Source organism: Paraburkholderia suaedae (assembly GCF_040812055.1).
GTDB lineage: Bacteria > Pseudomonadota > Gammaproteobacteria > Burkholderiales > Burkholderiaceae > Paraburkholderia.
The window spans coordinates 26,229-42,747 of sequence record NZ_JBFOAH010000033.1 but is presented as its reverse complement, the minus strand read 5'-3'; the positions used below and the strand labels follow the sequence as shown (position 1 = coordinate 42,747).

Here is a 16,519-nt window from a genome sequence, read left to right as displayed (position 1 = left end):
CCGCAATTATCGGCGCTGACTCCCGTTTCCTTATATTAGGGATCGAATATTTTCCCGGCAAGCGGCACCTTCGGCATGCGGACTTCCCCGGACGTTCGTCAAAAAGGTGCTTGCCATTTTCACTAGATCTCTAATATAGTTCAACAATACCTGTTGATGAAGGCGACCTCTCGCCGGGAGACAAACATGCTGACCCACCAAGAAAATGAACTTCTGTGCCGCGTCGAAGGCGATGCCCCGATGGGGCAGTTGATGCGCCGCCACTGGACCCCCGTCTGCCTGATCGAGGAAGTGAGCGAGCCGGATGGCGCGCCGGTAAAAGCGCGCGTATTTGGGGAGGACCTAGTCGTATTCCGGGACTCGGAAGGCCGCGTCGGTGTGCTGGACGAGTACTGCCCGCACCGTCGCGCGTCGCTCGTCTACGGCCGCAACGAAGATGCCGGCTTGCGCTGCCTGTATCACGGCTGGAAGTTCGACGTCGCAGGCAACGTGCTTGAAATGGTGTCCGAGCCGGCAGCGAGCTGCATGACCGACAAGGTCAAGCACAAGGCCTATCCGGTGCAGGAATGGGGCGGCATGGTGTGGGCGTACATGGGCCCGCAAGAAGCCATTCCCACGTTCGTGCGGCCGGCCTGGGCGCCGACCGCCGACACTCGGGTAAGCATCGCGAAAGCCCTGCTGCCTTGCAATTGGGCGCAAATCCTGGAAGGCGCGATCGATTCCGCGCACAGCTCGAGCTTGCATTCGTCCGACTTTGTGCCGGCACGTGTGGGCGGCGCGGAAGCGACCGACAAGAACTGGCTGCGCCCGTCCACCGACAAGGCCCCGCGCCTGCAGGTCGAGCGCACCGACTACGGTTTCCGTTACGCCGCGCTGCGACGCCCGATCTTCAACGCCAATACGCACGACTACGTACGCTCGACAGTGTTCGTGGCGCCTGGCACGGTGCTGATTCCGCCGAACAATCTCTATAACGTCGCGAACATCAACGTGCCGATGGATGATACGAACACGGCGTTCTACTTCATCGCCTGGGGCGATCCCGAGACGACGCCGGAAAGCGAAACCTGGCGCAAGTTCCTGCGCCAGCAGGTCGGTATCGATCTCGACCAGTACTATCGCCCGCTGCGCAATCACGGCAACCGTTTCTGGCAGGACCGCCAGGCAATGAAGGCCGGCAATTTCACAGGCATCTCGGGCTTCCCGAATCAGGACATTGCGATGTGGGTCACGATGGGCCCGATTGCGAACCGCTCGGACGAGCGCCTCGGCGCAAGCGACCTCGCGATCGTCGAATTCCGCCGCCGCATGATCGACGCGCTCGCCGAATTCGAGAAGGACGGCGAAGCAATTGGTACCGGGGCGAAAGCGATTCCCGAGCAAGTGTGCTCGTACCAGGCAGTCGTGCCGAAGGAAATGGACTGGCGCATGTATGCCGCGCGTTACGTCAGCAAAAAGAACCCGGAGCCCGCCGACCAGCCGTCCGCGCTCGCGACGGACTATCAGGTCAAGCAATAACAGGAGGCACACGGCCATGGAACGGCGTCGTTTGCGCATCGGGGTCGCAGGACTGGGACGGGCATTCTCGCTGATGCTACCGACCTTCCTGCGCGATCCCAGAGTCCAGCTCGTCGCTGCGTGCGATCCACGTGACGAAGCGCGGCGGCAGTTCGCCGCCGACTTCGCGGCGCCCACGTATGCGGACGTGGCAGACCTGGCGGACGACCCCAACGTCGAGATCATCTACGTCGCGAGTCCGCACCAGTTCCACGCGCGCCACACGGAAATTGCAGCGGCGAAAGGCAAACACGTGCTGGTTGAAAAGCCGATGGCGCTCGCCGCTGCGGACTGCGATCGTATGATCGCTGCATGCCGCGCAGCGAATGTGCATCTGATCGTAGGCCATTGCCACAGTTTCGACACGCCGTACCTGCGCACGCGCGAATTGATCGACCTCGGCGAATTCGGCGCGGTGAAAATGATCCAGGCCGTCAACTACACCGACTACCTGTATCGCCCGCGCCGACCTGAAGAGCTGGCGACCGCCGAAGGCGGCGGCGCCGTTTTCAGCCAGGCGGCGCACCAGGTCGACATCGTGCGAATGCTCGCCGGCTCGCGCGCGACGCGGCTGCGCGCGAGCGTCGGCCGGTGGGATCCGTCGCGCCCGACCGAAGGCGCTTATTCAGCGCTGATCTGGTTCCAGAACGGCGCCTATGCTTCGCTCTCGTACAGCGGCTACGGCCACTTCAACACGGAAGAGTGGAGCGGGTGGATCGGCGAAATGGGCGATCGCACGAGCCCCGCCACCTACGGCAGCGCCCGCCGCCGGCTTGAGATGCTCGCGTTCTCAGGAGACGAAGCGAGGCTCAAGGCGGCCGGGACCTACGGCGGATCGGCATACAAGCCGCCAACGGCCGCCGGGGACGAACCGCAGCGATTTCATCAGCATTTCGGCCCGATCATCGTGTCTTGCGAGCATGCGGACCTGCGCCCGCTGCCCGATTCGATCGTCGTCTACGGCGACGAAGAGCGCCAAATCCTGCCGCTGCCTGCACCTGCCGTGCCGCGCGCTGAAGTCATCGACGAGTTGTATCGCGCAGTGGTGGACGGACGCGGGCCGCTACACGATGGCGAATGGGCGAAGGGCACGCTGGAAATTTGCATCGCGATTCTGAAGTCGAGTGAAACGGGCGCAGATGTCATGCTTTGATAGTCCCAGGTAAGCGCCAAAGCTCTCGTTACGTTCGGTGTGAACTGATCCCTGTACAGTTGAAACGAGGAATTTTATATCGGCGCTTCCGGCAAGCAGGACAGGTTGGAAATCGGGAGAGCTGGCAACGGGCACCCCCCCAAACTTCCACGGGGCGCATATATGCGCCCGCTCTCATTAGCCGGCAAACGCTGCGAAGCGCAGCGAAAAATCGATCGCCCTGACGTTTTTCATCAGCTTACCTAACGAAATGTGATCCACCGGTCTCGGCTATGGTGCGCAGCGTCTCCTCCGTCACACCTCCCGAGACTTCCAGCTGGGCGCGCCCCGCGGTAGCACGCGCAGCCTCGCGCATCGCCTCCATCGAGAAATTATCGAGCAGAATCGCCGCGGCGCCCCCAGCCAACGCGTTATTTAGCTCATCGAGCGTCTGCACCTCGACCTGAACGGGCACGCGGGCACCCAACGCTTGAGTGGCACGAAGCGTCGACGCAATGCCGCCGCCCGCCGCGATAGGGTTTTCCTTGATCAGATACCGCGCTGCGCCTCACTCCTGACCGACTTCTTCCCCTCGTGCGGCGATCAGGTTGCCCACTTCGCGCGTCGACGGAATGCGCAGCGCCGGGTCGTGCGACTCGGATTCGTCGCGTGCCATGTTCTCGATGATCGTCAGCAGAACCTTCCGCGCGACACTGATCTCGGTGCTTTTTAATCCGGCGACACTGATCTCGTTGACTTCTTCGGCCAGCGGGACAAGCTTCTTTTTCAGGTTCCGGCCGCGCGGGGTGAGATACACATGCGTGTTCTTGCGGTTGCCTGGAGCATAACGGCGCTCGACGTAGCCAAGTTTTTCCATCGCCTGCACTGCACTGAACGTAGTGGGCGTCGTGGTTCCGGTCTCGTCGCTCAACTCTTTTTGCGTGAGCCCGTCCTTGACCCACAGTACCCGCAGGAACGCCCAGTGGCCAAACGAGACCTCATGCTGTGCGAGACGCATCTGAAGCCCGCGCACCATCGCGCGGGCTGCATCCTTGACCAGGTGAGCGAGACGATCATCGGGCACCGCTTCGCGCCAGTGCCGCAAAATGGGGTCGCTTTTCTCTGCACCGGACTTGCCCGTAGAACGCACTGTTGCCATACATTCCTCACCGCCGTTTTGACTGAAGTGGCGACAATTATCGCCTAAACCGACGCGTGAACCACTTCCGTCAAGGCGCGGCAGACCCTTGCCCCCGCCGCGCTCCTCCGCTGGGAACGGGCCGTAGCCGCCACCGAGATCCTCGGAGCCTTCCATGCCCCAGCGCGAACCCGCCAGAATGCCGGAATTCTGCTGCACTATCGAACTCGCCGCTCCGCCCTTCGATTGCACCTGCTTCACTTACTCCACGTCCGCGTCGACGATGCCGTACGACGTGACTGAACTTTTCGCGTCAGCCTGGTCAACAAGAGTCAGACCGAGCTTCCAGGTCGGGCGCCGCGGGGCGAACTATCAGATCTTGAAGCTCTCCAGACTTGCCGGGTGAAACAGTTCAGCGGGCCGCACACGGCGGCTCGACAACCCTTCCGCATGGTGCTGGGCGAGGAAACGGTCGATCACTTTTTCGTTCTCCGCAAAGCCGTACGACCAGAAATCGTGGCCGATCAGCCGTCGGGCGTTGCGCAACTGGTCTTCGATAAACGGCAGCGTCACTTTCGTCGCCGAGGTGTCGGACAGACGTGCGAGTGCGACCTCCTTCGACTTCTCGAATGCCTTGACGATCGCGCCGGGCAGCCACGGATGCTGCTCTGCGAGCGTCTTGCGGATGCCGAGCGTGTGCATGATCGGAAAGAGCTTGCGGCGCTCGTACCACTCGGCCGCGGCGTTCTGCGGGTCGTCGAACAGGTATTTCACCTGCGGGTGTCCGCGCTCGAAGCACGAAGGTGCGCGCGGTCCGATCACGCCGTCGATCTCGCCCTCTGCGAGCAGGTTCGAGATCGTGCGGCCCTCGGGCGCGTTTTCCAGCAGGACGCCCTCGGGAAGATTGAGCGCGATTTTCTCCACGCGCGTCGGGTCTTCGTAACCGCCGCGCACCCAGCGGATGTCCGAGGCCTTAACGCCGTACTCTTCCTCGAGGAACATCCGTACCCACACATTGGCCGTGAGCTGATATTCGGGCACGCCGATGCGTTTGCCCTTGAGATCTTCCGGCCGGTTGATGCGGCGATCGGCGCGCACGTAGATCGAGCTGTGTCGGAACGCACGCGACGGGAAGACCGGCACGGCGATATACGGCGACGTGCCCGCCGCCGTCTTCACCGAATAGCTGCTGAGCGAAAGCTCGCAAATGTCATAGTCGGCATGGCGGAATGCACGAAAGAAGATCTCTTCCGGATCCTGCAGCATAAACACGGGATCCACGCCGTCGATCTGCACGTCCCCGTCAATCAGTGGGCGCATCCGGTCGTAGTTGCCGACAGCGATAGAGAGTTGAAGCTTGCTCATTCCTGTTCCTTCACAGTGAAATTGCTTGATGCCGGACCCGTGCGTCGCGCGTTACGTTTTTGCCCCTCGCTCGGCACACCGATCAACACGGCGACACCGCCGGCAAACGTAAACAAGGCCACCAGCAGAATGCCTGCCGAGAAGCTGCCGCTCACGCTTTTTACCCAGCCGAGGACGATAGGCGCGAAGAAGGCGCCCACCTGCCCCAGGCTGCTTATGACACCAATACCGCCGGCGGCTGCCGTGCCCGTTAGGTAACTCGGCGGGATCGTCCAGATAATGGCCGCAGCGGCGAAATAGCTGACCGAGACGAGGCTCAGGCAGCCAATTGCAGCCGGCCAGTGCTTTCCGACGACGGTGAGGAGGACCGCGCCTGCCGCGCCTGCCGTCGTCACCGCGACGAAGTGCCAGCGCCGCTCGAGGCGCAGGTCCGAGCTGCGCGCGATGAACAGCATCGCAACGGCGCCGACGATATAAGGCAGCGCCGACATGAAACCGATCTGCAACAGGTTCGAAACGCCCGCCTGTTTGATGATCGTGGGCGTCCAGTAGTTGAGGATGGTTCCGCAAATGGGCACTGTGGCCCATCCCGCAGCGATCACGTACACGCGCGGGTCGCGCAGTGCGGCGAAGAGTGTACTCGGCGAGTTATGCGGCTTGCTGCGACCTTCCTCATCCAGCGCGCCAATGACAATTCGCTTTTGATCCTCGGTCAGCCACCTCGCATCTTGCGGCCGGTCGATCAGGTAGAAGTAAGCGACGACACCGGCAATCACGGCGGGCACGCCTTCGAGGAAGAACAGCCACTGCCAGTTGCGAAAGCCCCAGACGTCCATGAAGTTTTGCAGGATGAACCCGGAAAGCGGACCGCCGACGATCCCCGCAACCGCGATCGCCAGCAGGAATCGCGACGTGATACGCGCGCGGCGCTTCGACGGGTACCAGTACGAGAGATAGAGAATGATGCCGGGCCAGAAGCCCGCTTCAGCCGCGCCGAGGAGCGTTCGCGCGAGATAGAACTGCCATGGTGCGGTCATGAACGCCATGGCAGTGGAGATCCCGCCCCACAGCAGCATGATCCGCGTAACGGTCTTGCGGGCGCCAATGCGGCGCAGCAACAGCGTGCTCGGCACTTCGAGCAGGATGTAGCCGATAAAAAACAGACTCACGCCGAGCCCGTAGGCCGCGTCGCTCAACCCAAGATCGTGTTTGAGTTGCAACTGCGCAAAGCTGACGTTGACGCGATCGAGATAGTTAAGGACCCAGCAAAGGAAAAGAAAGCTCATTAGCCTGAACGTAATCTTGCGGTAAGTCGCCTCCTCCTCCGCCGAGTCAGCGATGGCGGGGATGGATAAGTCCCCAGAGTGCAACGTGGAATGTGTCATGACTGAATGTCTCCGAATTTCACTCTGGATACCGGCTGGAACAGCGTCCCTCTTACCGTTTAATTAGAGCTCTAATATTAAGCTTACGGCGGGTTTCTGTTACTGGCAAGCGCGGGTTTATACCGAGAGCAGGATGGGAAAGAATCGTGCTTCTCGACTTGCATTATTAGATATCTAGTTATAACATGCTCATCATGTTGACGCAACAAGACCGGATCGGTCAGAAGGAGACAGACATGACGCCCCCCCACGAAGATGGTTTTCGTCGTCTGATCATTGCGAGCAAGGAGAAGATCGCCCGCGAGATCTGGCGTTTTGAACTGACCGACCCGCAAGGCGTGCCGTTGCCGCCGTTCGAGGCGGGCGCGAACTTGACCGTTGTGGTGCCCAACGGCTCGCGACGCAGTTATTCGCTGTGCAATGACTCGCAGGAGTTCAATCGCTATGTCATCGCGGTGAAGCGTGACAGCAACGGACGCGGCGGCTCAATGAGCTTGATCGACGATACGGCCGAGGGCGACACCGTGGACGTCTCTGCGCCCCGCAACGAGTTTCCCCTCGATGAGCGCGCAAAGTCTTTCATCCTCGTCGCGGGCGGTATTGGCATCACGCCGATGCTCTCGATGGCAAGGCAGTTGCGCGCGGAAGGCCTGCGCTCGTTCAAGCTGTACTATCTCGCCCGTGATCCGGACGGCACGGCGTTCTTCGATGAACTCACCAGCGATGAATGGCGCTCGGACGTGAAGATTCATCACGATCAAGGCGACATGTCGAAAGCATTCGACTTCTGGCCCGTATTCGATAAGCCGAAGTCGGCCGCACACGTGTACTGCTGCGGCCCGCAGGCGCTGATGGACACCGTGCGGGATATGACCGGACACTGGCCGTCTGGCACTGTTCACTTCGAGAGCTTCGGTGCAAGCAATGCAAATGCGCGCGAAAATACGCCGTTTACCGTGCGGCTTGCGCGCAGCGGCACATCGTTCGACGTGCCCGCGAATCGATCGATCCTCGACGTGCTGCGCGACGCGAACGTGCGAGTGCCAAGTTCGTGCGAAAGCGGCACCTGCGGTTCGTGCAGAACCGGGCTGTGCGCGGGCGACGCGGATCATCGGGACCTCGTTCTGCGCGACGACGAGAAGGAATCGCACATCATGGTCTGCGTGTCGCGCGCGAAATCGGCGGAGCTGGTGCTTGAGCTGTGAGTATCGGGAAGTAGCAAGAGCGCGTCGGGCATCGCTCGACGCGCGCCGGCGTGCAATCGAAAAAAACATAACCGGAGCGAAGATGGTCATCGCGCAGATGGGAACAATGAGGCGCCAGGGGAATAGCAGCCTGCCCGCAACGCGTGCCGCCGCCACCACGTCCTCGGCCTCTTCGCGCTCCCACCGCAGGAAGACCATTAGCGGCAGGGGGACGATTGCGCAACCGTAGAGAAGGAATGGCGTTCGCCATCCCGTCGCAAAGCGCCGGGCACGCCGCCGAGCGCGAACTTGGCAACCGCAACAACCGATGCGGATCTGGTCTGTACGGTCAGCCAATGAATGTGCGTAACGAACGTCGCAACAGGACCATCGCTGATAGCTGTAACTGACGGCTAGTGCAGGATTTTGCGGGTGGCCGGAATGATGGCATACTATGCGCATGCTCCATGCACATAGGAAATGCTCATGATCAATGCACCTGTGGTGCGGCCAGACGCCGCCAAACGGGGCGCTAAAGCGCATGCCCCGGCAAAGATTACGCGCAGACCCACAAACGTTTCGCTTCCGACAGATCTCCTCGAACGCGCCAGGGAACTGAACGTGAATGTCTCGCGGGCAAGCGAACGCGGCTTGCGCGAAGAAGTTCAGGCAGCCGAGGTTCGCGCCTGGGAGGAAAAAAACGCTGATTTCATCGCGGAAATGAATGCGCGTATCGAGCGAGATGGCCTGCCCCTCGAAGAGTACCGGATGTTTTGATGGCGCGTTTTGACCTTTACAACAATCCTTCGCCAAGATCGAAAGCTATCTCACCGTTTCTGCTGGACGTGCAAAGTGACCATCTCGGCAACCTCATATCGCGCGTCGTCATTCCCTTGACACGAGTAACCGGCAACTACACGGCGAGCAAGGTGGCGCAGGATCTCTCGCCCATCATTGAAATCGAGGGAGAACAGTTCGTGCTGGAAACGCCGTTGCTCGGCGCACTCAGGACAGGTGATCTGGGTCCGTCGATTGGCACGCTCAAAAATGAACAGGAACGGATCGGTGCCGCGCTTGACCGTCTGTTCGGCGCTTTCTGATCCACTTCCGGCGGCGCGCCGCCTGACGCCAACGCTCCGAGATTGGCCATACATTCGCGTTCGGCCTATCTGATGGCCGTGTGACTGATGCCCGGCGCAAGGTTGCGTCGGCATAATCCTGCTGCCGCGCAGATGCTCCGATGCGTGGAAACCATCCTTTGTCCCCCAACGGACGCGAGCCCACGCGGACATCTTGCATTGCAGCGCGCGCAAGAATGGAACTCGGCGATATCCACCGTCGCACCGCTGATGCTGTACGGTCCGCTCATTTCCGGGACTACGAAAAGGCCCTATCCATGGAGCGAGCGCATCCCCCGGGTGATTGGAGGTCATGATGCAGCTCCGTTTGAAGAACGAAGCGGATTGCCTCGAGCTCCAACATACGGAACTGCGGGGCGGACTTCTTTGAACCCCTTACGCCTGGCCAATGCATTGCTACGTGAAGGCGGCCTTGACCGACGCCCGGTGACCCCCGACGAAATCCGCGCCCTCGAGCCCACGCTTCATGGGCAGTTCCACGGCGGCTTCTTCACCGCATCGGATTCGACCGGCGACATTCACAAGTTCACGCGTGGTCTTGCTGAAGCCTGTGTGCGTTTGGGAGTCGAGTTCCGCTACGACACGAGCGTGCAGTCCATTTCCGAGGCTGCAGACGGTGAATTGAGGATTGCTTTCGCGCACGGCGGTCAGACCGATACGGATAACTTCGACCGGGTAGTGATTTGCGCGGGTGTCGGAAGTCGTGCGCTCGCCGCGTATGTGGGAGACCACGTGAACGTCTATCCGGTGAAGGGCTATTCGATCACGGTGTGGCTCGATGACACAGAAAGCCGGCAATCCGCGCCTTGGGTCAGCCTGCTTGACGACAACGCCAAGATCGTCACCAGCCGTCTCGGCGTTGATCGCTTCCGTGTTGCTGGAACGGCTGAGCTGAACGGCATGAGCCGTGACATCCGTTCTGATCGGATTAAGCCTCTCGTCAAATGGACGCGCACTCATTTTCCGGACATGTCGACGGCGCGCGTCGTTCCGTGGGCTGGCCTGCGCCCCATGCTGCCGGGCATGTTGCCCAAAGTGGGCGCCGGCCGTCGACGCAACATTTTCTACAACACCGGACACGGACATTTGGGATGGACCCTGTCGGCAGCGACTGCGGAAGCTGTTGCGGAGCTCGTGGCCGGCAGTATGCCGCACTCAACCAGCGTGAAGCCCACGACAATTCGAAAAGGCCTGCCGGTCAACGCCTGATAAGCGCTTTCGGACAACATAACATCACAGACCTCGTGAATGAGGTGCGGGCCTCGGTCGCATTGCGCTACCTCAGCCATCGCCGGTATTCGGTTTTCGACGTCGCTGATCTCGCGGGTTTTTCAGAGATCAGCGCGCTGATGTTTTTAACGAAGACGTGCGATGAGTGAGCGATCGCGCAGGTCAAGCCGTTCTACTAAAACGGCGGCAAGCCGGCTATATGCTCATCAGAACCAATGCCTGTGCATCAACCGCAAAGCAGCCCCATCATCGGAATCGCCGGCGTTCGCCCCGCGATCAGGTCGGCCGTGATCCGCGCCGATCCATGCGACATCGTCCAACCGATATGACCGTGACCGGTGTTCAGATAAAGATTGCGATAGTTCTTGCGCCCAAAAAGCGGCAAGTTGGTCGGCGTCATCGGCCTGAGCCCGGCCCACATTTCGGCGCGATCGTAGTTGGCGCCGGCGGGGTAGAGTTCCTGCGTCACGCGCTTCATAAACGTAAAGTCAGAAGGCTTGTGGCTCGTGTCGTAGCCAGCGAACTCCGCCGTCGCGGTCACCCGGATCCGGTCGCCGAAGCGCGAGATCGCGACCAGGTTGTGCTCGTCGACCGCTGCAACGGTAGGTGGCAAGGGCCGGCCATCGATCGGAATCGTGAGAGAGTAGCCCTTGATCGGATAAATCGGAAGATCGATGCCAATCCGTCGGCCAACAACCGAACTGTAAGGGCCAAGCGCAAGCACATACGCGTCGCCTTTTACGTGGCCTCGACTCGTTCTTATCCCCACGACGTCCTGCCCGGCGGTTTCGAAGCCGTCGATAACGGTGTCGGTCAGAAGCGTTCCGCCGCGCGCGACAATCTTTGCCGCGAGGCCGCGGGTGAACTTCGCAGGGTCGCCGGTCTCATCGGTGGGGCAATAAATGGCGCCCGCGATGCTGTCTTTTGCGCCGGCCAGCGACGGGTCGAGCGCGACGACCTGATCGCGGCTGAGCACCCTGATGACTTGCCCATCCGATTCCAGCAGCTTCATATGTTCGATGCCGCGGTCCAGCGCTTCCTGTGTCCGATGAAAATATAGAATTCCGCGGTCGCTTCGATCGTATTCAACAGCGTCCTCAGCGATCACTTCTTGCAGCACGCGTTGCGAGTACGCGGCGAGCCGATGCTTGAGCAAGGTATTGCGGCGCGCCTTCTCCGATGTGCATTCCATCAGGAAGCGCCACGACCAACTGTAGAGCCTGGGATCTGCCGAGAACCTGAAGCGCAACGCCTGATCCTTCAGCACCAGCGATTTGAGCAGGATCATGGGTGCTTTGGGCGAGGACCAGACGAAGGAATGCCCGGGCGCGATCATGCCCGCGTTACCCCAACTGGTTTCCGCTGCGACTAATGGTTGCCGCTCGACGATCACGACCTCATGGCCGTCCTTCTGTAGCTGGTATGCGGTTGTCACACCGACTACCCCGCCACCGAGCACGATAACCTTCATGATGTCCTCACGTGCAAGATCCGGGGCGGATGGCCTTGCCTTGCGCCAGGCAGACTCCCATCAAGGCGCGCTGCAGCAGTCTCACTTCCATTGGGGCTGATTCAACACCATTCCGTGCTGCCCCTTGTAGGCAGCGACGGCCGGTGGCGTCCACCCGTCCAGCATCTGCGGCGCGAGTTGCCAGACCTCGATGCCGAGTGGCCGGCATACTTCGAGCGGGTCGCGCGCGTCGGGACCCCACATGGGCACTGACAGATCGCCGCCCGGACAGGTCGACAGCGCGCACAGCAAATCGATCTCCGCGAAGAATTCGAGGTAATCGCCTTTCTTTGCGGGACACGCCTTCATGAAGTATTTGTCTTCGAGGTTCAGGCCGGTGCACTGGAACACGTTCAGCACGTCGTGGACGTCGTACTCGGTCAGTCCATACGGCGCGATGGCGCGCGTCAGATTGGAGTGACAGTGGAAATGAAAATCCTCGCCGGTCAGCATGCGGTTCACATAGGGGTCGCAGCGCGTGCCGAGCAGATCGTGCACACGTCCGCCGTGTTCGTCGACGCCGTAGCCAGCGAGACTGTCATCCGTGATGGTCACCATCGGACGCAGGAACGGCAGCGTCGACCACAGACGGTCGAACGTGCTCACATGCGCCTGCTGCAACTGGCGCGTACGTGATGCCCACATGCGCTCGCGCGGGTTGTGCCGGTTCCACATGTTCAGGTCGGCAACCTGTGGCCCTTCGATCGTGACGATGCGGAACACGTGGCCAGCCGGCACCGTCCACGCCTGGCCCGAGCGGATCGGCACGACGATCGATTCGATCAGCGTGCGGGTGTCGTGCTGCGAGGCAATGCGCTCATAGAACGTCTTGTCGACGTCGAGCGCCGAGCCTTGGGTGGACTGATAGGCAGCAGGGTAATTCAGCATGATCGCTTCTCCCTTGAGTTCAGGCCGGCGCCGTGCCGCGATCAGGCGGCGTTGTCATCGCTCCGGGGCGACGCAGCATCTTGTCGACCTCGCCGGCGTGCAGTTCTTCGACGTGGATCATCTGGCGCGCGTATTCTTCGAGCGCGACGGAACGACCCTCCGCCAGTGCCAGTAGATCCCGGTATAGATCGAGCGCGACGTTCTCTGCTTCGAGCGATTCACGCAGAATGGAAGCGATGTCGAAAACGTGCGAATCGAGAAGCGGACCGATTGCCAGAGAGGGGTACGCGCCGAGAGTGGTGATCCATTCGCCGGCCTGTTGAGCGTGCAGCAGCGATTCGTCGGCCTGTTGCCGCAGCCACGCCACAATGGGAATGCGGCCAAATCCAAACACCAGAAATGAATAGTGAGTATAACGAATCACCCCCGCCAGTTCCGACTCCAGAATCTGGTTGAGGACTTCAACGACCCTTTCCTTTTCGATCTCTGCCATGTCTTCCTCCATTGCAGGTTGCCTGCTTCATCCGATCTCATTTGATGCGTATGCGGGTTACTCTGCCGCGATGGCACTCCCGCCGAGATAGGCCGCGCGGACCCGGCTATCCTGAGCCAACTCGCGGGCGGACCCCGCGAGCGCAATGCGCCCGCTTTCCAGCACATAGGCCCGGTGAGCGATTCGCAGCGCCTGGCGGGCGTTCTGCTCGACGAGCAGAACCGAGGTGCCTTCGCGGCAGATGTCAGCGATCATGCCGAAGATCGCGCGGACCAGTTTCGGCGCGAGCCCCATCGAGGGTTCGTCCAATACTACGATACGTGGGCGCAGCATCAGGGCGCGGGCAATCGCCAGCATCTGCTGTTCACCGCCGCTCAGCGTGCCTGCGAGCTGACTGCGTCGCTCGCCGAGGCGGGGAAAAGTCGCATAAAGCTGATTTCTTCGCGATTGCAATGCCGCACCGTCACGCCGGATCAGATAGCCGCCGAGATGCAGATTTTCCTCCACAGTCAGCGCCCCGAAAATGCGCCGCCCCTCCGGCACATGACCCAGACCCAGCGCCACGATCTTGTGTGCGCGCAGTCCCGTCAGGCGCTGGCCGTCCATCGCAATGTCGCCCGCGCGCGGTCGGATCAAGCCGGAAATCGCCCGCAGTGTGGTCGTTTTTCCCGCGCCGTTGCTGCCGAGCAGCGCGACGATCTCACCCTGTGCGACGTCCAGCGAGATGCCGTGCAGCACTTCGACATTCCCATAGTTCACACGCAGATCGCGGATCTCTAGGAGTTCCACAGCGATTCCTCCCCAGACGTATCGTCGCTCGCCTCGTCCTTTTCTGCCGTGCCGAGATAGGCATCGATCACGCGCGGGTCCGCCTGGATCGCGGCGGGCTGGCCCTCGGCGATGACGACACCGTGATCCATCACGATGATCCGGTCCGACACGCCCATCACCAGCATCATGTCGTGCTCGATCAGCAGCACCGTCACGCCATGCTCCCGGATTCGCCGGATCAGTTCCATCAGCGCGCGTTTCTCGGTCGGGTTCATGCCCGCTGCCGGCTCGTCGAGCAGCAGCAGGCGAGGGCTGCTGGCGAGCGCGCGGGCGATCTCCAGCCTGCGTTGGTCGCCATAGGGCAGATCGGCGGCGCGCTCGCCCGCCCTCTCGGCGAGACCGACGAATGCGAGCCAGCGCAGTCCCTCGGTCGAGTGATCCTCCGCCTCGGCGCGCGCGGACGGCAACGCGAGAAGCTCGGCTGCGAGCGGTGTCCGAAGCCGGTGATCCATGCCGGTCAGGACGTTTTCGAAGGCCGTCATGTCGCCGAACAGGCGGATGCCCTGGAAAGTGCGCGCCATGCCTTGATGGACGATGCGATGAGGCGCCCCGCCGGCAAGCCGTTCCCCGCACCACACGATCTGGCCGCCAGTCGGGCGGATCACGCCGGTCAGGCAGTTGAACACGGTTGTCTTGCCGGCGCCGTTCGGACCGATCAGGCTGACGATCTCGCCGCTGTGCACGATGAAGCTGACACCGCCGACCGCCAGCACGCCACCGAAGCGGCGCTGCATGTCGCGGACCTCCAGCAGAGTTTCACCGGTGACGGCATGGCTGGGCGCGCGGGCCTGATCGGCGTCAGCGCCCTTGCGCGGCGGCGCGACGCGGCGCAGCGGCGCGGGCCACAACCCCTGCGGCCTGAGCAGCATCAGAATCACGAGCCCGATCGCGAACCCGAAGATGCGCCAGAGGTTGAGAAAACGCAGCATCTCCGGCAGGCCGGCGACGATGATGGCGCCGAGGATCACACCGGCGATGCTGCCCCGGCCGCCGAGCACGACGACGATCAGGATCGTGACGGACTGCAGATAGGTGAAGCCGGTCGGATCGATAGTGCCGAAGCGGGCGGCGAACAGGCTGCCCGCCAGCCCGCCGATCAGCGCGCCCATCACATAGGCAAGCAGCTTGACGCGCAGCGTCGGCACGCCGACGGCCTCAGCGGCTGCCTCGTCCTCGCGGATGCTGGTCCAGGCGCGGCCCAGCCGCGACTGGCCGAGCCGGATGGCGAACGCGAGCACCAGCACGAGGAACGCCATGCCCAGTTCGTAGAGCGCAAGCGGCGAACTGATCTCGAAACCGAACAGGCTGGGGCTCGCGATGCCGAAGATGCCGTTCGGCCCGCCCGTGATGTCGAGATTGGTGGCGACGATACGCGTGATTTCGCCGAACCCCAGCGTGACGATCGCCAGATAGTCGCTGCGCAGGCGCAACGTGGGATAGCCGATGACGATGCCCGATACCCCGGCGAATGCGAGACTGAACGGCAGCGTTTCCCAGAACGAAAAGTGCAGCAGGGTTTCCAGCAACGCCGTCGTGTATGCGCCGATCGCGAAGAAAGCCGCGTAGCCCAGATCGAGCAGTCCGGCATAACCGACCACGATGTTCAGCCCGAGACCCAGGATCGAATAGGTGATGATGGTCAGGCCGACATCGACGACATAGTTGCTGGCGACGGCGGGCAGCGCCACGGCGGCGGCCAGCAGCGCGCCGCCGACGGGCTTCACCCAACGCGAGGAAGCGGCGCTGGCGCTCATGGATTACATTCTCTCGACGACGCGTTCGCCGAACAACCCGGTCGGCTTGATCACGAGCACGGCGATCAGCACGCCGAAGACGAACACGTCGGTCCATTGCGACGAGACGTAGCCCGCGCCGAAGGCTTCGAGCAGGCCGATCAGGATGCCGCCCGCCATCGCGCCCGGGATGTTGCCGATGCCGCCGAGCACGGCCGCGGTGAACGCGCGCAGGCCGAGCACGAAGCCCATGAAGAAATTGATCTGCGTGTAGTAAAGCCCTTCCATGACGCCCGCCACCGCGGCCAGCACCGAACCGAGCAGAAAGGTGAGCTGGATCAGGCGTTCGACGTCGATGCCCATCAGACGCGCGGCGTCCTGATCGATTGCCAGCGCGCGCATCGCGGTGCCAAGGAAAGTGTGGTGAACGAAAAAATACAGTGCCAGCATCAGCGCGAGACTTGCCACGATGATGCCGATCTGCGCGAAGGTGATCTGCACGCCGTGGAGTTCGAATCCCGCCTGGCTCAACACATGCGGATACGTGCGAAAGCCCGCGCCGTAGATCAGCAGCACGCCATTTTCCAGCGCCAGCGAGACGCCCAGCGCCGTGATCAGAATCGACAGCCGCGGCGCGCGCAGCAACGGCTGATACGCGAGCCGCTCGATCAGCAGGCCGAGCACGCCTGTGACCGTCATCGCGGCCACCAGGGCGATCAGCAGCGCCAGGGCGAGCGGCAGATGCGCGGACGCAAGTACCATCAGGCCTGTCCAGCCGATGAACGCGCCGACCATGAACAGGTCGCCATGAGCGAAGTTGATCAGCCGGATGATCCCGTAGACCATCGTGTAGCCGAGCGCGACGAGCGCGTAGAACGAGCCGGTCGTCAGCCCTTCGACGACGAACTGGAAGAAGTCGCTCATGACGGGGCGC

14 protein-coding genes and 2 pseudogenes are annotated in these 16,519 nt (G+C 61.9%); 6 read left to right on the top strand and 10 right to left on the bottom strand.

Going from position 1 to position 16,519, the window contains the following annotated elements; translation table 11 throughout:
• Positions 1-186: 186 nt before the first annotated feature.
• Both ABQJ48_RS31725 and ABQJ48_RS31720 read left to right on the top strand, forming a co-directional pair.
• On the top strand, positions 187-1,518 hold the full coding sequence (locus ABQJ48_RS31725; RefSeq protein WP_367841891.1) for a Rieske 2Fe-2S domain-containing protein: 1,332 nt from the start codon (positions 187-189) through the stop codon (positions 1,516-1,518).
• Positions 1,519-1,534: 16 nt separating this feature from the next.
• Complete coding sequence (locus ABQJ48_RS31720) at positions 1,535-2,710, top strand: Gfo/Idh/MocA family protein (RefSeq protein ID WP_367841890.1); 1,176 nt, start codon at positions 1,535-1,537, stop codon at positions 2,708-2,710.
• A gap of 177 nt (positions 2,711-2,887) precedes the next feature.
• Here ABQJ48_RS31720 and ABQJ48_RS31715 read toward each other — a convergent pair.
• The 4 genes and pseudogenes from ABQJ48_RS31715 to ABQJ48_RS31700 all read right to left on the bottom strand — a co-directional run.
• Positions 2,888-3,242: pseudogene (locus ABQJ48_RS31715) on the bottom strand (beta/alpha barrel domain-containing protein); the annotation flags it as partial.
• A gap of 15 nt (positions 3,243-3,257) precedes the next feature.
• Positions 3,258-3,848, bottom strand: coding sequence for a MarR family winged helix-turn-helix transcriptional regulator (locus ABQJ48_RS31710; RefSeq protein ID WP_367841909.1), 591 nt, complete (start codon positions 3,846-3,848; stop codon positions 3,258-3,260).
• Between the two features lie 351 nt (positions 3,849-4,199).
• Positions 4,200-5,192 carry a PhnD/SsuA/transferrin family substrate-binding protein gene (locus ABQJ48_RS31705; protein WP_367841889.1) on the bottom strand — a complete coding sequence of 331 codons (993 nt, stop codon included), beginning with the start codon at positions 5,190-5,192 and terminating at the stop codon, positions 4,200-4,202.
• Positions 5,189-6,577 (bottom strand): MFS transporter, encoded by a 1,389-nt coding sequence (locus ABQJ48_RS31700; RefSeq protein WP_367841888.1) that lies wholly within the window; start codon positions 6,575-6,577, stop codon positions 5,189-5,191. The genes ABQJ48_RS31705 and ABQJ48_RS31700 overlap by 4 nt, the downstream gene beginning before the upstream one ends.
• A 236-nt stretch (positions 6,578-6,813) precedes the next feature.
• Here ABQJ48_RS31700 and ABQJ48_RS31695 point away from each other — a divergent pair, with 236 nt between their 5' ends.
• From ABQJ48_RS31695 to ABQJ48_RS31675, 4 genes and pseudogenes are all read left to right on the top strand, one after another.
• The gene (locus ABQJ48_RS31695) at positions 6,814-7,782 is read left to right on the top strand and encodes a PDR/VanB family oxidoreductase (protein WP_367841887.1); all 969 of its coding nucleotides are present in this window, start codon (positions 6,814-6,816) and stop codon (positions 7,780-7,782) included.
• Between the two features lie 465 nt (positions 7,783-8,247).
• Positions 8,248-8,538 (top strand): type II toxin-antitoxin system CcdA family antitoxin, encoded by a 291-nt coding sequence (locus tag ABQJ48_RS31690; protein WP_367841886.1) that lies wholly within the window; start codon positions 8,248-8,250, stop codon positions 8,536-8,538.
• Positions 8,538-8,861: a CcdB family protein gene (locus tag ABQJ48_RS31685; protein ID WP_367841885.1), complete on the top strand. Its 324-nt coding sequence runs from the start codon at positions 8,538-8,540 to the stop codon at positions 8,859-8,861. Before ABQJ48_RS31690 ends, ABQJ48_RS31685 begins: the two co-directional genes overlap by 1 nt.
• Before the next feature lie 423 nt (positions 8,862-9,284).
• Positions 9,285-10,109: pseudogene (locus ABQJ48_RS31675) on the top strand (FAD-dependent oxidoreductase); the annotation flags it as partial.
• A 247-nt stretch (positions 10,110-10,356) separates the two neighbouring features.
• Here the strand turns inward: ABQJ48_RS31675 and ABQJ48_RS31670 are convergent.
• The 6 genes from ABQJ48_RS31670 to ABQJ48_RS31645 all read right to left on the bottom strand — a co-directional run bounded on the left by ABQJ48_RS31670 (position 10,357) and on the right by ABQJ48_RS31645 (position 16,509).
• Positions 10,357-11,601: a D-amino acid dehydrogenase gene (locus tag ABQJ48_RS31670; RefSeq protein ID WP_367841883.1), complete on the bottom strand. Its 1,245-nt coding sequence runs from the start codon at positions 11,599-11,601 to the stop codon at positions 10,357-10,359.
• Between the two features lie 81 nt (positions 11,602-11,682).
• Positions 11,683-12,528, bottom strand: a complete 846-nt coding sequence (locus tag ABQJ48_RS31665) for an urea carboxylase-associated family protein (RefSeq protein WP_367841882.1) — start codon at positions 12,526-12,528, stop codon at positions 11,683-11,685.
• Positions 12,529-12,547: 19 nt separating this feature from the next.
• Positions 12,548-13,021: a ferritin-like domain-containing protein gene (locus ABQJ48_RS31660; RefSeq protein WP_367841881.1), complete on the bottom strand. Its 474-nt coding sequence runs from the start codon at positions 13,019-13,021 to the stop codon at positions 12,548-12,550.
• Between the two features lie 57 nt (positions 13,022-13,078).
• Positions 13,079-13,810 carry an ABC transporter ATP-binding protein gene (locus tag ABQJ48_RS31655; RefSeq protein ID WP_367841880.1) on the bottom strand — a complete coding sequence of 244 codons (732 nt, stop codon included), beginning with the start codon at positions 13,808-13,810 and terminating at the stop codon, positions 13,079-13,081.
• A complete protein-coding gene (locus ABQJ48_RS31650) occupies positions 13,798-15,606 on the bottom strand; it encodes a branched-chain amino acid ABC transporter ATP-binding protein/permease (protein WP_367841879.1) in 1,809 nt (602 codons plus the stop codon). Before ABQJ48_RS31650 ends, ABQJ48_RS31655 begins: the two co-directional genes overlap by 13 nt.
• 3 nt (positions 15,607-15,609) lie before the next feature.
• Positions 15,610-16,509, bottom strand: a complete 900-nt coding sequence (locus tag ABQJ48_RS31645) for a branched-chain amino acid ABC transporter permease (protein WP_367841878.1) — start codon at positions 16,507-16,509, stop codon at positions 15,610-15,612.
• Between the last annotated feature and the right edge of the window lie 10 nt (positions 16,510-16,519).